Here is a 19,387-nt window from a genome sequence, read left to right on the forward strand (position 1 = left end):
TGGAAGCCGTCAAACCCGCTCGAGCGCCACTGCGATGCCCTGGCCGACGCCGATGCACATGGTGGCCAGCGCATAGCGGCCGCCGCGCTCGCGCAGTTCAAGCGACGCGGTACCGGTGATGCGGGCGCCCGACATGCCGAGCGGATGGCCAAGCGCAATGGCGCCGCCATTGGGATTGACGTAATCCGCGTCCTCGCCGATGCCGAGCTGGCGCAGCACGGCTATGCCCTGCGAGGCGAAGGCTTCGTTGAGTTCGATGACATCGAATTGCTGCGGCGTCAGGCCGAGGCGGGCACACAGCTTTTTCGTCGCCGGCGCGGGCCCGATGCCCATGATGCGCGGCGCCACGCCGGCGGCAGCGCCGCCGAGGATGCGGGCGATCGGTGTCAGGCCGTATTTCTTTATTGCTGCTTCCGAGGCGATGATCAGCGCTGCGGCGCCATCGTTGACGCCCGACGCGTTGCCGGCGGTGACCGTGCCGCCCTGGCGGAACGGCGTCGGCAATTTCGCCAGCGACTCGACCGTGGTTCCCGCGCGGGGATGTTCATCCTTGGAGACGACTACACCATCGCCTTTCTTCTGCGGGATGGTCACCGGGGTGATCTCCTTCGCCAGCCGGCCATTGAGTTGGGCGGCGACGGCCTTGTCCTGGCTGCGTACGGCAAAGGCATCCTGGTCGGCGCGCGACACCTTGAAATGCTCGGCGACATTCTCGCCGGTCTCTGGCATGGAATCGACGCCGTATTGCGCCTTCATCAGCGGATTGATGAAACGCCAACCGATGGTGGTGTCGTGGATTTCGGCATGGCGCGAAAAGGCCGTCTCGGCCTTGGGCATGACAAAGGGGGCGCGGCTCATCGATTCGACGCCGCCGGCGATCATCAATTCGGCCTCGCCTGACTTGATGGCGCGGGCAGCTATGCTGACGGCATCCATGCCGGAGCCGCAGAGACGATTGACGGTCGAGCCTGACACTTCTTTCGGCAGTCCGGCCAGAAGCAGCGACATGCGCGCGACATTGCGGTTGTCCTCGCCGGCCTGGTTGGCGCAGCCGTAGACGACGTCGTCGATAGCCTGCCAGTCGATACCGGAATTGCGCTCGATCAGTGCCTTCAGCGGGATGGCGCCGAGATCGTCGGCTCGCACCGAGGACAGAGAACCGCCAAAGCGGCCGATCGGGGTGCGGATGTAGTCGCAGATGAAGGCCTCGGCCATGTCATGCAGCCTTTTCTTTTCCGCTTCCTTCATGCGCCGCCTTGGTGCGGGCCTGCAAGTCGCGCAATGTCGTGAGCTCAAGCGTGGTCGGCGCCGGCGTCTCTTCAAGTGCGTCGGCGAATTTCACCACCCAACCGCAGGTCTCCTGCACCTGCTGGCGGGTGACGCTGGGATGCAGAGACACGACCGTGAATTCCTTGCTCACCGGGTCTGGCTTCCAGATGGCAAGGTCTGTGATCAGCAGCGTCGGTCCAGCGGTGTCGATGCCGAGGCGCTGGCGATGATCGCCGCCGTCGCCATGGCCGAAGGAGGTGAAGAAGTCGATCTTTTCGACCATGCCGCGCTTGGTTTGCGCCATGGTGATGTAGATCTCCTTCGACGAGGTGGCGATCTCCGGCGCGCCGCCGCCACCGGGCAGGCGGGTCTTGGGGTGCGCATAGTCGCCGATGACGGTGGTGTTGATGTTGCCGAACTTGTCGAGCTGGGCGGCACCAAGGAAACCTATCGAGATGCGCCCGCCCTGCAGCCAGTAGCGGAACATCTCGGGCACCGAGACTGTGGTGACGGCGGTGTCGCAGAGTTCGCCGTCGCCGATCGACAGCGGCAACACGTCGGGCGCGGTGCCGATCGTGCCGCTTTCATAGATCAGCGTGATGTCGGGCGCATGCGTCAGCCGCGCGACGTTGCAGGCGGCCGAGGGCGCGCCGATGCCGACGAAGCAGACATCGTCGTTCTTCAACGCGCGGCTGGCGGCAATCGTCATCATCTCGTTGGGGGTGAAGCCGCTCATGCCGCGCTCCTCAGATGCTCGACACGGGCCGCGAAATCGTCGGCCGTGCGTTCAATGACATTGGCCTGCATCCAGGTCTGGAATTTCTCCCGGTCGGCGGCGATCTCGTCCCATTCGAGATAGGCGGCGTTGTCGCGCGCATAATAGCCGTGCGTGTAGGAGGGATGCGAACCGCCGGGCACCACTGAGATCGCAGCGATCGTCCAGCGCGGCAGCACGGTCAGGTTGGGGTGCAGGTCGTCGAAATTGTCGACCACCTCCTCCACCGTCACCACGGCGCGTTTGGCCGCCAGCACTGCTTCCTTCTGGATGCCGATAATGCCTTCAACCAGCACATTGCCTTTTTTGTCGGCCTTTTGGGCATGGATGAAAGTGACGTCGGGGCGGATCGACGGAACAGCGGCCAGCGCTTCACCGGTGAACGGGCAGGTGACCGACTTGATGTTGGGATTGACCGCTGTCAGCCCGGCGCCGCGATAGCCACGAAACACCGCGCAGGGCAGGCCGGCCGCACCAGCCTCATAGGCGTTGGCCATGCCGGCATGGCTGTGCTCCTCGATCTCGATGGAGCGGGGAAAGCCGTTCTCGATGGCGTCGCGGGCGCGGCGCAGCAGGCCGACGCCGGGATTGCCGACATAAGAGAAGATGATTTTCTTCGCCATGCCCATACCGATCATCTGGTCGTAGATCAGGTCGGGGGTCATGCGGATCAGGGTGAGATCGCGAAACCTCTGGCGGATCGCTTCATGTGCCGCCGCCGTCGGGATCAGATGTGTGAAGCCCTCGAACGCAACCGCATCGCCATCGTGCAGGTTCTCGGCCACAGCCTGTTTGAGCGGCAGGAATTTGACCATCAAGAAACTCCGGGCTCGAAAAGTTCGTATTGCGAACATTTGTTTTATATGTGATACTTTTATCCCAAATCGCCGCGTCGAGTCAATGGGACGCATTGTTTCGTGGAGGCCGCATGGACGATGAGGGAACTTCGCGCGACCATGTCGGTTCGCTGGAACGCGGCCTTGCGGTCATGGAGATCCTTGCCAGGCATCCGGCGGGCCTGACGCTTACCGAGATGGCGGAGGAGGCGGGGCTGACCCGCGCCGGCGCGCGGCGATTTCTGCTGACGTTGACCGCGACGGGTTACGCGACGCAAGCCGGCCGGCTGTTCTCGCTATCGCCACGCCTGCTCACGGTCGTTCGCACCTGGCTTGGCGGCGCTTCGCTATGGACTTTTGCTGCGCCGATCATGCGTGAGCTGGCGGGCCAGTTCAATGAGGCCTGCAACGCGGCGGTGCTGTCTGGCGAGGAAGTCGTCTATGTCGCGCGCATACCCGGCCGTCGCATCCTCAGCGTATCGCTCGATGTCGGCACCAGGTTGCCGGCGCATTGCACCTCGATGGGGCGCGTCCTGCTTGCCGGCCTTGGCGCGGACGAACTGAAGTCCTTCCTTGCCGGGGCCAGGATCGAGCGGCGGACCCCGAAGACGATCACCAGCCGCGCAGCACTTGGCAAGGCGATCGACGTGGCGAGGGTGGATGGCTTTGCCATCGTCGATGAGGAACTGGAGCTCGGCCTGCGCTCGATTGCCGTGCCGATTGCCGACCGATCCGGGCGGACGGTGGCGGCAATCAACATGTCGACCCAGTCGGCGCGGTTTTCGGTGGCAGAGATGGAGCGGGATATCCTGCCGGCGCTGCGGAAGGCCAAGCAGCGCGTCGAGGAATTCTTCTTCGTCTGAGGGGCTGGCAGTCGTCTGACGTTTGCCCCGCTCCGTCTCGGCCTCGCGAGCGGCAGAGCATATGCGTGAAACAAAATATACCGTTGACCGCTCGCCCAAAGTCCAATATTGAACAGGATTATACAGGTTCATTGAACAGGTGCATATATGGCGCGGCGATCGGTTCAACTGTCTCCCGGCACGGGCAAGCCCGAGCAGATCGCCACTGTTCTCGAACATGAAATCCGCTCCGGCGTGCTCGGCTTCGGCGACCGCCTGCAAAGCGAGAATGAACTCGTCCAGCGCTTTTCCGTCAGCCGCAACACGGTCCGCAAGGGGCTGGAGGAACTGTCCAGCCGGGGGCTGATCACCACCAAGGTCGGTATCGGCTCCTTCGTGACGTTCGACGGCAAGCCCGTCGATGACGCCATCGGCTGGTCACGGGCACTGGCCGATGCCGGCGCCAATGCCGAGACGCGCACGCTGCGGCTCGAAGTGATCGAGGATGCCGAGCTTGCGGCGCTGCTCGGCATAGACAGCCCATCCTTCATTGCCGTCGACCGGGTGCGCACCAATGCCAGCGACGGCCATGCCATTTCCATCGAGCGCAGCCGCCTGCCGCTGTCGCCCGAACTGGAGGATGTGCCGCTGCGCGGTCTGCGCGAAGGTTCGCTGCACCAGACGCTGCGCGGCGCAGGCCTCATTCCCGACCATGGCGAGGAATGGGTCGATATCGAAATGCTCAGTGCCGAGGACGCCGCCATACTCGGCTGTCCGCAAGGCACGCCCTTCCTGCGCGGCCGTCGGCTGACGCGCGCGGCCGACGAGCGGCCGATCGAATACGTCACCAGCCTGCTCAACCCGGCGCATTTCGCGCTGCATATGAGGTTCTGAGCGATGGCGGATAACACCAAAGCCATTCTCGATCGCGCCATGGGTGCGCTTGTCGGTGGCGCGCTGGGCGATGCGCTCGGCATGCCGACGCAGCTTCTGTCGCCGGCCCGCATTGCCGAGCTTCATGGCCATGTCGAGGATTTTGTGGCGCCCTTCGCCGACCATCCTGTGTCGAAGGGACTGGTGGCCGGCACCATCACCGACGACACCGAGCAGGCGTTGCTGCTTGGCCGCATTCTGGTCGAGTCCGGCGACCGCTTCGATCACACGCGCTGGGTGAATGCGCTGCTCGACTGGGAGCGCGAGGTCAAGGCGCGCGGCAGTTACGATCTGTTGGGACCGTCGACCAAGCGGGCCATCGACGCCATCAATGATGGGGTTGCGCCGGAAGAGGCGGGAAGCCGTGGCGACACCAATGGCGCGGCGATGCGCATCGCGCCGGTCGGCATCATGATGCCGCTGGAGCCGCTGGATGCTTTTGTTGCTAAGGTGGTTGAGACCTGCCGGGCGACGCACAACACGTCGATCGCTATTGCCTCGGCCGCGGCGGTCGCTGCCGCGATCAGCCGTGGCGTTGCCGGCGGCGACTGGCGCGCCGCATCCGACAGCGCTGTTGGGGCGGCTCGGCGAGGGGGCAAGCTTGGCCATTGGGTGACCGGCGGCGACATCGCCGCGCGTATTGTCTGGGCGCAGGATCTGGTGCGCGGCAAGACAATGCGCGATGCGATCGGGCTGATCACTGACCTCGTCGGCACCGGCGTCGCCAGCCAGGAATCGGTTCCCGCTGCCTTTGCGGTCCTTGAAGTCGCCAAAGGCGATCCCTGGAAGGCGGCCGTCATCAGCGCCAATCTCGGCGGCGACACCGACACGATCGGCGCCATCGCCGCAGGCATGGCCGGCGCCTGCGTTGGCCTTTCGCGGCTGCCGCCAAAACACATTGCGAGGCTTGTCGGCATCGACATCGCCGAGGTGCGCGCGCTTGCCGAAGACCTCGTCGCGGCGCGCATGGCGAAGGCCAGCAAGGACGCTGCGGCATGAGCGGGCGCCTGGTTCATATCGGCAGCGCGGTGGTCGACTATGTCTACCGCATCGACGCCTTGCCGGCGCCAGGGAGCGAGAAGACGGCGTCGAGCTTCGAGCAGGTCGCCGGCGGCGGTTTCAATATGATTGTCGCGGCTCGCCGCACCGGCATGACGGTGGTGTTCGGTGGCCAACTCGGCAGCGGACCGAATGGTGATTTTCTGCGGGCAGCCTTCGCTCGCGAAGGCATCGACACGCTGACGCCACCTTCGCCGATCATGGACACCGGCAATTGCGTCGCCATGATCTCGGGGGATGCCGAGCGTACCTTTGTTTCGTGGCCTGGCGCGGAGAGTGTCCTCAGCATCGCCATGATGGCGCCCGTTGTCGTTGCGTCCGGCGACTGGGTGTTCACCTCGGGCTACACGCTGAGCTATCCCGGCAGCCGCGACGCGCTGGCGGACTGGATCGAGGCGATGCCGGCGGATATTCCCTTCGTCTTCGATCCGACACCTGTCATCGCGGACATTCCGCGTGCCATTCTCGACCGGGTGCTTGCCCGCACGACATGGCTAAGCTGCAACACCAGGGAAGCAGCCGAGATCGCCGGGCAGGGTGATGTCGGGACGCTGGCCGTCCGGTTGCTTTCGAGCCATTGCCCGAAGGCCGCAGGCGTTGTCATCCGCGCCGGCGCCAAGGGCTGCTTCGTGCGGCTGACCAGCGGCGAACTACGGACCATTCCCGGCTTCAAGGTCGATGCCATCGACACTAATGGCGCGGGCGATACCCATATCGGCGCTTTCCTCAGCGCGCTGGCGCGCGGTTTCGAACCATTCGACGCTGCACGTTACGCCAACGCGGCGGCAGCCCTTTCGGTGACCCGCCATGGCGGGTCGTCGGCGCCGACCGATCGGGAGATCCAGGAATTCCTGCGCCATGACGGCCGCTCCGCGACCGCGCATGGCCGGAGGCAAGAGGCCTAAACAAGCCCCGCCAAGCGGGCAAACAATGAGAGGAACGAACATGCGTATGCCCAGACTGAACTTGATGCTTGCGGCGACCGCCGTCATCACCTCCACGCTCACGCTGGCCGCCAGTGCGGCGGACGTCCACGTGCTCAACTGGAAGGGTTACGGCGCCGACGAGCCGTGGGCCATCGAGGCTTTCGAAAAGGCGACCGGCAACAAGGTCATCAACGACTTCTTCAATTCCGAACAGGAAATGCTGACCAAGATCCGGACCAATCCCGGCCTCTACGACGTGGTCATGATCAACGCCGCCTTCAACGACCAGGCGATGGCCGAAAAGCTGATCCAGCCGATCGACGTGTCGAAGCTGCCGAACTATGCCGACATCAGCAAGGACAAGGCGCAATCGCCGATGCTCGACCATGACGGCAAGGTCTACGGCGTGCCGTGGGTGTGGGGCCTGACCGCGCTCGCCATCAACGAAAAGTCCTTCGATAAGGCGCCGACGTCGATCGCCGAAATGTGGGATCCGGCGCACAAGGGCCGCGTCGTCATCCGCGACGACGCCGTCGAGGCGGTGCAGTTCGGCGCCATCGCCACCGGCCAGAACATCAACGACATCAAGGATATGGAAGCGGTCAAGGCGAAGCTGACGTCGCTGATGCCCCAGATCAAGACCTTCTGGAGCTCGGAAAACGACTGGAACCAGATGGTCGCCTCCAACCAGATCGACATCGGCACCTACTGGAGCGGTTCGGCCGATCGAGCCAAGACGCATTTCAAGCTGCCCGTCTCGCTGGTTGTTCCGCAGGAAGGCGCCGTCGCCTGGCTCGACGCGTTCTCGATCCCGGTGGGGTCGAAGAATGTCGATGGCGCCCAGGCTTTCATCAACTGGATGATCGATCCGAAATTCTATGTCGAATGGGTCACCAAAGTCGGCGCGCCGGTGTCGGCCAACACCAAGGCGGTGGAAGCGCTGCCGGAGGATGCCTTCAACCGCAAGGTCATGGGCAGCCCCGAAGTCGCCAAGCGCATCCAGTTCCAGGCGCCGGTCACCGACGCCCAGCGCGAGGCCTATCTGGCGCTGTGGCAGCAGCTCAAGGTCGACGTGAAGTAAGAGACCGTCCAACCGGCCGGCGGTTCGCGTCGGCCGGCCGTTCCATCCTGGGGAGGAGGGTAGCATGGCAGTAGAGGGCGCGATCGCGTCGCGCAGCGGGCTGAGATCGGCCTTGCCGTTGCTGGCGCCGGCCTATCTCTGGCTGACACTGGCGATCTTCCTGCCGCTGTCGGCTATGGTCTTCTTCTCCTTCATGACCGAGCTGCCGCTGTCGGGAAAGCCGTGGGCGTTCACGCTTGGCAACTATGCCGCCTTCTTTTCGCAGAGCCTGTATCTGACGCTGCTGCTAGCTTCGCTACGCCTCGGGCTCGAAGTCACGCTGTGGTGCATCGTCATCGGTTATCCCGCCGCCTATGTGCTGGCCAAGGTTCTGAAGGGCCGCAGCCGCGAGGCGATCTTCCTGCTGGTCATCCTGCCCTTCTGGTCGAACGGACTGGTGCGAATCTTCTCCTGGGCGATGGTGCTGCGCGAGGGTGGCATCCTCGACACGGCGCTGAACGCCGTGCTGCCGTTTAGGATCAACATCGATCTCATGTATTCCTATCCGGCCGTCATCATCGGTCTGGTGCACTCCTACGTGCCCTATATGGTGCTGACCTGCTACCTCACGCTGCAGGCTATCGACGACTCGCTGATCGAGGCCGGGCGCTCGCTCGGCGCCTCGCGGCTGCAGGTGCTGAAGCGGGTGATCATCCCGCTGTCGATGCCCGGCTTGGTGGCCGGCGCGGCGCTGATCTTCGTGCCGGTCGTCGGCTCGTTCATGGAGCCGCGCATTCTGGGTGGCCGCACCGGCACCTTCTACGGCACGGTCATCGAGGACCAGTTCGTCGCCGTGTTCAACTGGCCGCTCGGAGCGGCGCTTTCCTTCATTCTGCTGGCGGTCGTGCTGGTCATACTGGCGGTTGCCTCGCCGGTGCTGAGGAGGGCCGCGTAATGATGACGACACGCATCCTCGAAGGATTTGGCCGCTTCTATGTCGGGCTACTGCTCGCCTTCCTTTACCTGCCGATCATCATCATGGCGCTGATGTCGTTCAACGTCTCGCCCTTCTATCAACTGCCGTTCGAATGGACGACGGAGTGGTATGCATCGCTGTGGCAGAACGACCAGCTGATCGCGGCGACTTGGAATAGCCTCGAGATCGCAATCATCACCACCCTCATTTGCGTGGTGCTGGGTACGGCGGCATCGCTGGCGCTCTACCGCTATGACTTCCGCGGCAAGAAACTTTTGCAGGCGCTGCTGTTCCCGCCGATCGCCATTCCGTGGCTGATCACCGGCACGGCGATGCTGATCTTCTTCTTCGGCGTTGGCATCGGCCGTGGCCTGTTCGCCATCCTGCTCGGCCATGTCGCACTAGCGCTGCCCTATGTTATCGTCGTCGTTTCTGCCCGGCTGCAGACTTTCGCGCCGGAACTTGAAGAGGCAGCGCGCTCGCTCGGTGCCAACCAGTGGCAGGTGACCACCCGCGTCACGCTGCCGTGGATCATGCCGGGCGTCATCGCCGGCGGGCTGTTTGCCTTCGCTGTGTCGTTCGACCAGTTCGTCGTTTCCTATTTCCTGGCGACGCCGGGGCAGACGACGCTGCCGGTCGAAATCTATGCCGCCATCCGCAAGGGCTTTACGCCTGAGATCAATGCGGTCTCGACCATCATCATTGTCGTGTCGATGGCGCTGATGCTGCTCACGGCACGCTTCTTCAAATTCGGCGGAGAGAAATAATGGCCGGCGTGCAGGTATCGAACGTCTCGCGCAGCTTTGGCGCGCACAAGGCGCTGGACGATGTCTCCATCGACTTTGCCGATGGCGGCTTCTACGCGCTGCTCGGACCCTCGGGCAGCGGCAAGACCACGCTGCTGCGCCAGATCGCCGGCTTCGACTTTCCCGACTCTGGCCGCATTGCCATCGGCGGCGAAAGTGTGGAACGCGTGCCCGTTGAGAAAAGGCGGATCGGCATGGTGTTCCAGAACTACGCGCTGTTTCCCAATATGAGCGTTGCCGACAATGTTGCCTTCGGCCTGTCGGTGCGCGGCGAAGCCAAGACGGTAATCGCGATGGAGGTGCAGCGCGCGCTCGACCTCGTGCAACTGGGCACGCTCGGCGGCCGTCGCCCTCATCAGCTTTCCGGCGGCCAGCGCCAGCGCGTGGCGCTGGCGCGCGCCATCGTCACCAAGCCGCGCGTGCTTCTGCTCGACGAGCCGCTCGGCGCGCTCGACAAAGCGCTGCGCGTCGACATGCAGATCGAACTGAAGCGCATCCAGCGCGAGATCGGCATCACCACCATCTTCGTCACCCACGACCAGGAGGAGGCGCTGACGATGAGCGACCGCATCGGCATATTGCGGGATGGCAGGCTGGTGCAGGAAGGGCCGCCGGAGGAGATCTACGACCGGCCGAAGAGCGAATTCGCCGCCACCTTCCTCGGTGACGCCAACATCTTCCGCGGCGACACGACCGGCAACGGCATCCGCCTGCCGGACGGCACGGCGATTGCTGCCGGCGCAGGCGCGACGCTTGCAGCCGGCGCCAAGGCGAGCTGCGCGGTGCGGCCGGAGCGCATTCGCATCGCTACCGATGCGGGGATTTTCGATGGCAATGCAAACCGGCTCAAGGGCCAGGTCTCCAAGCGCATCTTCGCCGGCAACAACAGTACCTATTTCGTCGAGCGCGCCGGCCAGACGCTGAAGGTCATCGTGCAGAACACCGGCCTCGAGCGGCTGGCCGAGGGCCAGGATGTGGTGCTCAGCTGGTCGCCGGAAAGCACGGTGCTGATCGCCGGGAGCTAGTCCGCGCCATCGGCCGCCGCACCGGTTCTGATGGGAATTGATGGAGCGGACCTTGGCTGATCCACCGGCCATGGCGTTATATCCTGCCCTCCAAGGGAGGGAATGGATGGCAGGCCAGGGTTTCGAGCCGGATGTAAGGGTTCGCACCAACGAATACCGGATCGGCTGTATCGGCGCCGGCATGATCATGGCCGAATGCCATCTCGCCGCCTATGCGCAGGCCGGTTTCCAAGTGGTGGCTATCGCCTCGCGGACCAAGGCCAGCGCCGAGAAGGTGGCGACGCGCTGGAGCATTCCAGTCGTTCACGACACGCCGGAACAGCTGATCGAATATCCCGGGGTCGAGATCGTCGACCTTGCCTTTCCGCCCGACCAGCAGCCGGCTCTGATCCGTCATGCGCTGAAGCAGAAGCATATCAAGGCGATCCTGGCGCAGAAGCCGCTGGCGCTGTCGGTCGAGGAAGCGGTGAAGCTGCGCGACGAAGCGGCAAGATCCGGCAAGATCCTCTCGGTCAACCAGAACATGCGCTACGACCAGTCGATGCGCGTGTTGAAGCAGATCATCGACAGCGGCGCGCTGGGCGAGATCGTCTTCGCGCAGATCGACATGCATGCGATCCCGCACTGGCAGACATTCTTGGCGGACTATGATCGTCTGACCCTCGCCAATATGAGCGTGCATCATCTCGACGTGCTGCGCTTCCTGTTCGGCTATCCCCAGGAGATCACCACGCTGACGCGCAAAGACCCGCGCACGGCATTCGACCATTCCGACGGCATCACCGTCTCGACGCTGCGCTTTCCATCCGGCGTGCTCGCCGTGTCGCTGGAGGATGTCTGGTCCGGCCCGCGCCAGGCCGGCTACAAGGACGACCAGCACATCAATTGGCGCGTCGACGGCACCAAGGGTGTCGCCAAGGGTACGATCGGCTGGCCGAAGGGCGTGGCCTCGACTCTGACCTATGCCTCGACGGAGACGACCGGTGGAGAGTGGGTGAGTCCAAGCTGGAACACGATGTGGTTTCCGCACGCCTTTATCGGCGTGATGGAGCAATTGCAGCATGCGGTGAAGACAGGAACGCCTCCGGCGCTATCGGTCGCGGACAACGTCAAGACGATGGCACTGGTCGAGGCCGGCTACCGGTCGATGGCGGAAGGCCGCACCGTAAAACTGTCCGAGATCTCGATCGACTGAACGTCTTGCCGCCAAATAGCGTGGCGGCTGAATCGCTTACCGGGAGGAGTTCACATCATGATGCAGGCAGGGATCTTCACCGGCTATTTCCCCTATGAGCTCGCCGAGGCCGCAAAACGCATCCGCGGGCTCGGTTTCAACACGGTGCAGCTCGACATGCATTTCAGGGATATCGATCTCACGGCCGGGCAGATCACCAGGGATAAGGCCAGAAAGGTGCGCGACACGTTCCGCGACCACAATCTCCCGGTCTGCTGTATCTCCGGCTACACCAACATCATCCACCCTGATAAAGCCGAGCGCGCAAAGCGCGTCGATTATCTCAAGGAGATCATCCGCAACGCGCGCGACTTCGGCTCGCCCTATGTGATCTCAGAGACCGGCACCTACAACACCGAATCCGACTGGGTGCATCACCCCAAGAACAAGACCGAGGAGGGGTTCGAGGAATGCCGCGGGGTGATCTCGGACCTGGCCCAGACCGCCTATGACCATGGGGCGGTGTTCCTGCTCGAAACCTATGTCAACAATGTCGTCGGCTCGGTCGAGGAGACGGTGAAGATGTTCGCGCAGGTCGACCATCCGGGCCTTGGCCTGTTGATGGACCCGACCAATTATTTCGAGGCGCACAACATCGACCGCATGGATCAGGTGCTGAACCAGGTGTTCGACACGCTGACCGACAAGATCAGGATCGCGCATGCCAAGGATGTGAAGCGCTCAGGCAGCGACAAGACGGAGAAGCATGCCGACATCGGCGATGCCGACGCGCATGAGGGGCTGACCTTTCGCGGCGTCGGCGAGATCGAATTGCCGGCGCCGGGTCTCGGTTCACTGAACTACGATCTCTATCTGAAGCGGCTCAGCGAAAAGCACCCGAACATTCCTGTTATCATCGAGCATCTGACCGAGGACGACGTGCCGCGCGCGAAGACATTCCTCGACGGGAAATTCCGCGCCAACGGTCTCTGAGGATCAGGCGAGGAGGTGACGATGGCCGCCAAGACAAAGCGCGATTACAGCCTGGTCGGCGAAAGCACCCGCCGGGCCATCGAGACCGGGCTGGCTTCAGCCGAGTGGTATCACACGGATGTGCCGCGCAAGGCGATGAAGGAGCTGATGCAGCGCTCCGACGGGCCGGCAATCCGCGACACGGTGATCTGGGTCGCCGCGATCCTTGGCTCGGCGGCCGGTATCATCTGGTTCTGGGGGACATGGTGGGTGGCGCCGTTCCTGCTGGTCTATGGCGTGCTCTATGGCTCGTCGAGCGACTCGCGCTGGCATGAGTGCGGCCACGGAACGGCGTTTCGGACGCGCTGGATGAACGATGTCATCTACGAGATTGCCTCGTTCATGGTGGTGCGCAATCCAGTACAATGGCGCTGGAGCCATGCCCGACACCACACTGACACGATCATCGTTGGCCGCGATGCCGAGATAGCTGTGATGCGGCCACCCGACCTGCTCAAGGCGGCGCTCGCCTTCACTGGAATTCTCGATTTCCGCTATTCGCTGCCGACGCTGGCGCGACAGGCGCTCGGCAGATTGTCCGACGACGAGAAGAGCTACATCCCGGAGACGGAGCAAGCCAAGGCCATCGCCGCGGCGCGCTGGCACATGGCCGTGTATGCCGCGGCGATCGCTTTGGCGATCGCGCTGGGGTCGTGGGTGCCGCTGGTTCTGATCGGTCTGCCGCGCCTCTATGGCACTTGGCACATGGTGCTGACCGGCCTGCTGCAGCATATCGGGCTCGCCGACAACGTCGTCGACCACCGGCTCAACACCCGCACCGTCTACATGAACCCGGTGAGCCGCTTCATCTACTGGAACATGAATTATCACGTCGAACACCACATGTTCCCGATGGTGCCCTATCATGCGCTGCCGAAGCTGCACGAACTGATCAAGCACGATCTGCCGGTGGCGAACCCGTCGATGTGGCATGCCTATCGCGAGGTCTGGCCGGTTCTGTTGAAGCAGCTGCGATACGAAGATTATTTCCTCAAGCGCGAATTGCCGCCGACGGCGCGGCCCTATCGCGGCGAGTTCCACGAGGTCGATATGTCGGCGGCGGCCGAGTAGTCACCTGCCTTCTATCCGGCCTGTCACGTGGCCGGTAAGGTGGGCAGGATCAATTCCAGCAAACAGGGGCATCCTGATGGGCAGAAAAAGACCGACCGTCGCCGATCTGCGCGCCATGAAGGGCAAGCGCCAGCTGACCATGCTGCGCGTCTTGACCATGGATGAGGCCGAGGCTGCCGAGCGGGCGGGGGCCGACATCGTCTCGGTGCCGCCCGAGCTGGTGCTCAATCCGCAATACCGCGACGCCGCCCCCAGCCTGTTCACCATGCCGGGCGAGAACTTTTATGAGATCGGCACGGCGGACGATTTCCTGCGCTGGGCGTTCCGGCTCTACAAGGCAGGCGCCGATGCGGTCTATTGCAGCGCCGGCTTCGCCACCGTGAAGCGGCTGGCAGACGACGCGATTCCGGTGATCGGCCATGTCGGCCTCATTCCTTCCCGCGCCACCTGGACCGGCGGTTTCAAGGCGGTCGGCAAGACCGCCGACACCGCCATGCAGATCTTCGAGGCCGTCAAGCAGTATGAGGCCGTCGGTGCGCTGGGCGCCGAGATCGAAGTGGTGCCGGTCGAGGTCGCCAAGGCAATCTCGGAACGCACCTCGCTAATCATGCTTTCGATGGGGGCCGGCACCGGCTGCGACGCGCAATATCTGTTTGCCGACGACATTCTCGGCCAGAACCGGGGCCACATGCCGCGTCATTCCAAGGTCTATCGCAACTTCGCCGCCGAGTATGACCGGCTGCAGGCGGAACGAGTGGCGGCATTTTCCGAATATGTCGCCGACGTCAACAGCGGCGCGTATCCGGAGGACAAGCATATCGTGCGCATGGACCCGGCCGAGCTGAGCCAGTTCATGAAAAGGGTGGATGAAAAGGCCTGAACTCGCCGATCTGGCTGGTCGCTGTTACGCCCGCCAACCGCCGTTGGCGAGCGAGGCGTAAAGCGGCTCGGCGTCCGGGCCGAGCGGCCTGTCTTCCCTAAGGCTCGCCACGTGCGCGCGCACCGCCGCATGGATGACTCCTGTCGCCGGCGCCAGCGTCAGGCCTTGGCGCAAATCGGCCGCCTGCGCTGCCGCCATCAGTTCAAAGGCGATCAACCGTCGCCACAGGGCGATCATGCCGGAGCATTTCGTAACAGCGAGCAGCGTCTGTGTCGCATGGTCCTCGACGCCTTCCGAGACCGGAAGGAAGTCGAGCATCACGGGATTGGCCTTGTGGCGGATGGCGGCGAGGATCGCCGTGACTGTCTTTTGTAGCGGCACGAAGCCGGCGGACGCGCCGCCGATTGGCGACAAATACTTGGGCAGGCCGTTGCGGCCAGAGCCGGTGAGTTGGACGAAGCGTGCGGCCGTTGCGGCTGAGGCCTGCGCGATGGCGAGGCCAAGCGTCTCGAAAGCGAGTGCCATTGACGCCGTGTGGAAATTGCCGGTCGACAACACCAGATTGTCCTCTCCGAGTACCAGCGGATTGTCGGCTGCCGCGTTGAGCTCGATTTCTACCGCAAGCCTTGCATTGTCGATCGCCTGGATCAGCGCGCCGTGTATCGACGGCATGCAGCGAACCGAAAGCGGATCCTGCAAGGTGGTGGGCGGCGGCTGCTCGTCGCGGGCGAGCAGATCGCGTAGCTCCTTTGCCGCAAGCTGCTGGCAGGCCGCCGGCCGCGCCAGATGCAGACGCGGATCGAGGATGGTGCGGTTAGCGCCAAGTGCCTCCATCGTCAGTGCGCCGGCTTGTTGCTGTTGTTCAAAGGCTGAGAGGGCATCAACGAGCGCCAGCGCCCCGGCGCCCGTCGAGACCGCCGAAGCGTTGATCAACGACAGTCCGTCCTTTGGCGCCAGGCTGACCGGCGCCAACCGCGCCATCATCAGCGCCTTTGCCGAAGGCATGCGCCGGCCTTGGTAGTCGGCCTCGCCCTCCGCAATCAGCGTGCGGGCTATCGCGGTCATCAGCAGCAGGTCGCCGGCGCCGATTGAACCTAGAGACGGCATCACAGGATGCACGCCCGCATTGAGCGCGTCGACAAGGGCGGTCAAAACCGCCGGCGAAATACCTGAACCGCCAACCGAGAACATCGCGGCGCGCGCCAGCATGGTCGCCCGCACCGCCTCTTGCGGCAAGGGTTCGCCGACGGCGCCGCTGCGCCCTTCCAGCAACTGGCGCTGGAAGGCGCTGCCATCGCCCTCGACCGTGGCGCCGAGATTGGCGCCGAGCCCGGTGTTGAGGCCGTAAATCTGCTGGCCGGACGCGGCGGCCTGGTCGAGCACCTTGCGGGCCTTGTCGAGCCTCTCGATGACGGCGGGCTCAACCTCGACCTTGCGACCGCCACGGGCAACCGCCGCGACGTCCTCGACGCTGATGCCGACGCCGTTGAGGACGAGCGCGCTCATGCGAAGCGCAGCCTCTGGCCAATTCCCTTACCAGCGGCCTTGGCAAGCATCGCCTTGCCCAGCGCAATGTCGGACAGCGACAGGCCGCGATGCCAGAACAGGATCGTCTCGTCATCACTTTCGCGCCCGGCTTTCAGGCCGGCGGCGATCTGGCCGAGCTCGGCATGCAGTGTCTTTTCGCTCAGCTTGCCTGTCTCGACATGGGCGCGCAACGAGCCGAACTTGCCGCCCTTGCACTGGCCCCAATCGTCGACGACCATTTTCTGCATGATGTCGGTCAGTGATATCTCCACCGCGCTCATCGTGCCATAAGGCACGACGAACGCGCCGGGCTTTATCCATTCGGTCTTGAGCAGCGGCTGCGGCTCCGAAAGCCGCGAGGCCTCGACGACGATGTCGGCGCCCTTGACGCAGCTCTCCCAGTCGCCGACCGCCGCGACCGTCTTGCCGAGATCGGCCGAGAGTTTGGCGGCAAAACCGTCGCGGCTTTCGGGGCGGCGCGAATGGACGCGGATCTCGTCGAAGTCGAAGAGATGATCGAGCAGGCGCACGTTCCAGTAGGCCGTGCCGCGCGCCCCGATATGAGCCAGAACCTTCGAGTTCTTGCGCGCCAGATGCTTGGCGCCGATGGCGGTGACTGCGCCGGTGCGCATGTCGGTGATGACGGTGGCGTCGAGAATGGCGCGCGGTGTGCCGGTGCGCGGATCGAACAGGTTCAGAATGCCGAATTCCGAGGGCAGGCCGTGCAGGTAATTGTCGACATAGTCGCCGACGATTTTTACGCCGGCCGCATCGAGCGGCGCGACATAGCCGCGCAGCACGTTGAAATGGCCGTGGAAGGATGGGTCGGGTTCAAGATGGACTCGCGGCTCGATCACTGTCTGGCCGTTGCCTTGCGCGACAAGCCCGGCCTCGACGGCGGCAATGATTTCGCCGTCGGTCATCTCAAGGGCTTCGATATCGAGGGCATTGAGGTAGTCGATATAGATCGGCTTCATGCAGGTTCCTTGCCGCTAAGGCGCTAATCCATAACAGGCCGCGCGCCGACACGGAAGTTTGTTGGATAAGCTCTGGACTGGGCCAGCCATTTGCTGTTGAACGCGGTTCGTCATGACTGCCGTTCCCGACACCGAGGCCTCGGCCGCCACCGCCAGCAATGCGCGGCGCGTGGCGCTGATCGTCGCCATCGCCTTTTTCATGCAATTGCTCGACTCGACAATCATCTCGACCTCGCTGCCGCAGATGGGAGAGTCCTTCGGCGTGCCGGCGGTGGCGATGAGCATCGGCATCACCGCCTACATGCTGACCATGGCGGTGTTCGTGCCGCTGTCGGGCTGGCTCGCCGACCGTTTTGGCGCGCGCAACATTTTCCTACTGGCGATCGTGCTGTTCACGCTTGCCTCGCTTGCCTGCGGCTTTTCGCAGAGCCTTGCCCAATTCGTTGCCGCCCGCGTCGTGCAAGGCCTTGGCAGCGCGCTGATGACGCCGGTCGGCCGCATTCTTGTGCTGCGCAACGCGCCGAAGTCGGAATTGCTCAATGCCACGGCGCTGATCACCTGGCCGGCGCTGTTTGCGCCTGTCGTCGGGCCGGTGCTTGGCGGCTTCATCACCACCTATCTCTCCTGGCACTGGAATTTCTTCATCAACATCCCGCTCGGGCTGATCGGGCTGGCGCTGGTTGCGCGCTTCATTCCGGGTGACCGCGAGGCCGATCCCAAACCACTGGACTGGCCGGGATTTTTCCTGACATCGCTGGGGCTCGCGCTCCTGCTCTACGGCCTGGAACGCATCGCGCATCCGGAGGGCGGCGCCTTGCCGACGGTGCTGCTGATTGCGGCGGGTATCGTCATCGGCTGGCTGGCGGTGCGGCATCTCCGGCGCGCGCCGCATCCGCTGCTCGATCTCTCCTCATTCAAGGTGCAGACCTTCGCCATCTCCACGCTTGCCGCCGGCACCATCTTCCGGGTGGCGATCAACGCCACACCGTTCCTGTTGCCGCTGCTGTTCCAGGTTGGCTTCGGGCTTTCCCCGGTCGATGCAGGGTTGATGATCCTGGCCTATTTCCTCGGCAATCTCGGCATGAAGACGGTGACGACGCCGACGCTGCGGCGTTTCGGGTTCCGCACAGTGATGGTCGTCAACGGCCTGATCGCCTCGGTCGCTATCATGGCCTGCGCCGCGATCTCCCCTGACACACCGCAGGCTCTGGCGGTGGCGCTGATGCTGGTCGCCGGCCTGTCGCGCTCGATGCAGTTCACGGCGCTGAACACGCTGGCCTTCGCCGATATCGACGCTGTGCAGCGCAGCTCGGCGGCAACGCTGTCCTCCATGCTTCAACAGATATCGATGCTGTTCGGCGTCGCGGTCGCGGCGGCGATCCTCAACCTGTCGCAGATCGCCAGGGACCGGCCGGCGCTCGACCTCGTCGATTTTCGCATCGCCTTCCTGGTGATCGGTGTCATCGGGCTGGTCGCGGCATTGCGGTTCCTCGCGCTGCCGCCCACTGCGGGCGCGGAGGTTTCGGGGCACGCGACGCGGGGTTGAGATCGAGACCGACGGTCGTGGAATAATTCGTTGCCTGGACGGGGGCAAATTCAAAGTGCGGCAAAGAGATTAGCCGTGTTTGCTCACGCCTTGATTCACCCGCTTGCTGAATGATCCAAACGAAAGGACACATCATGGCCGCCATAAGACTGCTCAGCGATGATGAGTTGGAGACAATCCCGGTGGTCAAAGCCGTCTTCGACGATATCCGTGCGACGCGCAAATCCGATTTCGTCAACAATTTCTGGCGCGGGCTGGCCAATGATCCGGTGTTGCTGAAACGGACATGGGAGCAGGTAAAGGTGGTGATGGCCACCGAAAGCGCCATCGATCCACTGACCAAGGAAATGATCTACATCGCCGTGTCGACTGCCAATGGCTGCTCCTACTGCGTCCATTCGCACACGGCCGCGGCACGCGCCAAAGGCATGACCGATGTGCAGCACGGAGAGCTGGTGTCGATCATCGGGCTCGCCGGCCAGACCAACCATCTGGTGACGGCAATGCAGATCCCGGTGGATGCGGAATTCGAGGTGAAGTAAGCGCGGCGCTTTTCCCTTCTCCCCTTGTGGGACTGTTGCAAAATTGGGTGGATATGATTCCCTGTTTTGAAACGGGGATTTTGCGATGACGACAAAGCCGAGCGGTCAGTTCAGTTTTGTGGAGGCTTTGC

The 19,387-nt window shown here is 63.6% G+C and carries 19 protein-coding genes; 14 read left to right on the forward strand and 5 right to left on the reverse strand.

What is annotated here, in order from left to right; translation table 11 throughout:
• Positions 1-9: 9 nt before the first annotated feature.
• Genes pcaF through ACWTU9_RS25925 form a run of 3 tightly spaced genes read right to left on the reverse strand, consistent with a single transcriptional unit; the run spans position 10 to position 2,859 of the window.
• The gene (gene pcaF, locus ACWTU9_RS25915; RefSeq protein ID WP_455860815.1) at positions 10-1,215 is read right to left on the reverse strand and encodes a 3-oxoadipyl-CoA thiolase; all 1,206 of its coding nucleotides are present in this window, start codon (positions 1,213-1,215) and stop codon (positions 10-12) included.
• Between the two features lies 1 nt (position 1,216).
• Complete coding sequence (locus ACWTU9_RS25920) at positions 1,217-2,005, reverse strand: CoA-transferase subunit beta (RefSeq protein WP_455860790.1); 789 nt, start codon at positions 2,003-2,005, stop codon at positions 1,217-1,219.
• The gene (locus tag ACWTU9_RS25925) at positions 2,002-2,859 is read right to left on the reverse strand and encodes a CoA transferase subunit A (RefSeq protein WP_455860791.1); all 858 of its coding nucleotides are present in this window, start codon (positions 2,857-2,859) and stop codon (positions 2,002-2,004) included. The genes ACWTU9_RS25920 and ACWTU9_RS25925 overlap by 4 nt, the downstream gene beginning before the upstream one ends.
• A gap of 113 nt (positions 2,860-2,972) precedes the next feature.
• Between ACWTU9_RS25925 and ACWTU9_RS25930 the strand changes: the two genes are divergently transcribed.
• The 12 genes from ACWTU9_RS25930 (at position 2,973) to ACWTU9_RS25985 (ending at position 14,664) form a co-directional block, all read left to right on the forward strand.
• Positions 2,973-3,743 (forward strand): IclR family transcriptional regulator domain-containing protein, encoded by a 771-nt coding sequence (locus ACWTU9_RS25930; protein ID WP_455860792.1) that lies wholly within the window; start codon positions 2,973-2,975, stop codon positions 3,741-3,743.
• Between the two features lie 147 nt (positions 3,744-3,890).
• Positions 3,891-4,616 (forward strand): GntR family transcriptional regulator, encoded by a 726-nt coding sequence (locus ACWTU9_RS25935; protein ID WP_455860793.1) that lies wholly within the window; start codon positions 3,891-3,893, stop codon positions 4,614-4,616.
• A 3-nt stretch (positions 4,617-4,619) separates the two neighbouring features.
• Positions 4,620-5,654 (forward strand): ADP-ribosylglycohydrolase family protein, encoded by a 1,035-nt coding sequence (locus ACWTU9_RS25940; RefSeq protein WP_455860794.1) that lies wholly within the window; start codon positions 4,620-4,622, stop codon positions 5,652-5,654.
• Positions 5,651-6,619 (forward strand): PfkB family carbohydrate kinase, encoded by a 969-nt coding sequence (locus ACWTU9_RS25945; RefSeq protein WP_455860795.1) that lies wholly within the window; start codon positions 5,651-5,653, stop codon positions 6,617-6,619. The genes ACWTU9_RS25940 and ACWTU9_RS25945 overlap by 4 nt, the downstream gene beginning before the upstream one ends.
• Before the next feature lie 40 nt (positions 6,620-6,659).
• Positions 6,660-7,721, forward strand: coding sequence for an ABC transporter substrate-binding protein (locus tag ACWTU9_RS25950; RefSeq protein ID WP_455860796.1), 1,062 nt, complete (start codon positions 6,660-6,662; stop codon positions 7,719-7,721).
• Between the two features lie 64 nt (positions 7,722-7,785).
• Positions 7,786-8,655: an ABC transporter permease gene (locus ACWTU9_RS25955; protein ID WP_455860797.1), complete on the forward strand. Its 870-nt coding sequence runs from the start codon at positions 7,786-7,788 to the stop codon at positions 8,653-8,655.
• A complete protein-coding gene (locus ACWTU9_RS25960; protein WP_455860798.1) occupies positions 8,655-9,443 on the forward strand; it encodes an ABC transporter permease in 789 nt (262 codons plus the stop codon). The genes ACWTU9_RS25955 and ACWTU9_RS25960 overlap by 1 nt, the downstream gene beginning before the upstream one ends.
• Positions 9,443-10,507 (forward strand): ABC transporter ATP-binding protein, encoded by a 1,065-nt coding sequence (locus ACWTU9_RS25965; RefSeq protein WP_455860799.1) that lies wholly within the window; start codon positions 9,443-9,445, stop codon positions 10,505-10,507. Before ACWTU9_RS25960 ends, ACWTU9_RS25965 begins: the two co-directional genes overlap by 1 nt.
• Positions 10,508-10,613: 106 nt before the next feature.
• On the forward strand, positions 10,614-11,702 hold the full coding sequence (locus ACWTU9_RS25970; RefSeq protein WP_455860800.1) for a Gfo/Idh/MocA family protein: 1,089 nt from the start codon (positions 10,614-10,616) through the stop codon (positions 11,700-11,702).
• A gap of 57 nt (positions 11,703-11,759) precedes the next feature.
• Positions 11,760-12,674, forward strand: a complete 915-nt coding sequence (locus tag ACWTU9_RS25975) for a sugar phosphate isomerase/epimerase family protein (protein WP_455860801.1) — start codon at positions 11,760-11,762, stop codon at positions 12,672-12,674.
• Between the two features lie 21 nt (positions 12,675-12,695).
• Positions 12,696-13,784 carry a fatty acid desaturase family protein gene (locus tag ACWTU9_RS25980; protein ID WP_455860802.1) on the forward strand — a complete coding sequence of 363 codons (1,089 nt, stop codon included), beginning with the start codon at positions 12,696-12,698 and terminating at the stop codon, positions 13,782-13,784.
• 76 nt (positions 13,785-13,860) lie between these two features.
• Positions 13,861-14,664 (forward strand): 3-methyl-2-oxobutanoate hydroxymethyltransferase, encoded by an 804-nt coding sequence (locus tag ACWTU9_RS25985; protein WP_455860803.1) that lies wholly within the window; start codon positions 13,861-13,863, stop codon positions 14,662-14,664.
• Between the two features lie 24 nt (positions 14,665-14,688).
• On the opposite strand, the gene ACWTU9_RS25990 is transcribed toward ACWTU9_RS25985, so the two are convergent.
• Both ACWTU9_RS25990 and ACWTU9_RS25995 read right to left on the reverse strand, forming a co-directional pair.
• Entirely contained in the window at positions 14,689-16,170 is a 1,482-nt protein-coding gene (locus ACWTU9_RS25990; protein WP_455860804.1) for an HAL/PAL/TAL family ammonia-lyase, read from the reverse strand.
• Positions 16,167-17,168 carry an ornithine cyclodeaminase family protein gene (locus ACWTU9_RS25995; protein WP_455860805.1) on the reverse strand — a complete coding sequence of 334 codons (1,002 nt, stop codon included), beginning with the start codon at positions 17,166-17,168 and terminating at the stop codon, positions 16,167-16,169. Before ACWTU9_RS25995 ends, ACWTU9_RS25990 begins: the two co-directional genes overlap by 4 nt.
• Before the next feature lie 112 nt (positions 17,169-17,280).
• On the opposite strand from ACWTU9_RS25995, the gene ACWTU9_RS26000 reads away from it, so the two are divergent.
• Together ACWTU9_RS26000 and ACWTU9_RS26005 are read left to right on the forward strand one after the other, a co-directional pair.
• Complete coding sequence (locus ACWTU9_RS26000) at positions 17,281-18,714, forward strand: DHA2 family efflux MFS transporter permease subunit (RefSeq protein ID WP_455860806.1); 1,434 nt, start codon at positions 17,281-17,283, stop codon at positions 18,712-18,714.
• A 134-nt stretch (positions 18,715-18,848) separates the two neighbouring features.
• Positions 18,849-19,256 (forward strand): carboxymuconolactone decarboxylase family protein, encoded by a 408-nt coding sequence (locus tag ACWTU9_RS26005; protein WP_455860807.1) that lies wholly within the window; start codon positions 18,849-18,851, stop codon positions 19,254-19,256.
• Positions 19,257-19,387: the final 131 nt, after the last annotated feature.

The organism is Mesorhizobium sp. 128a (genome assembly GCF_053848025.1).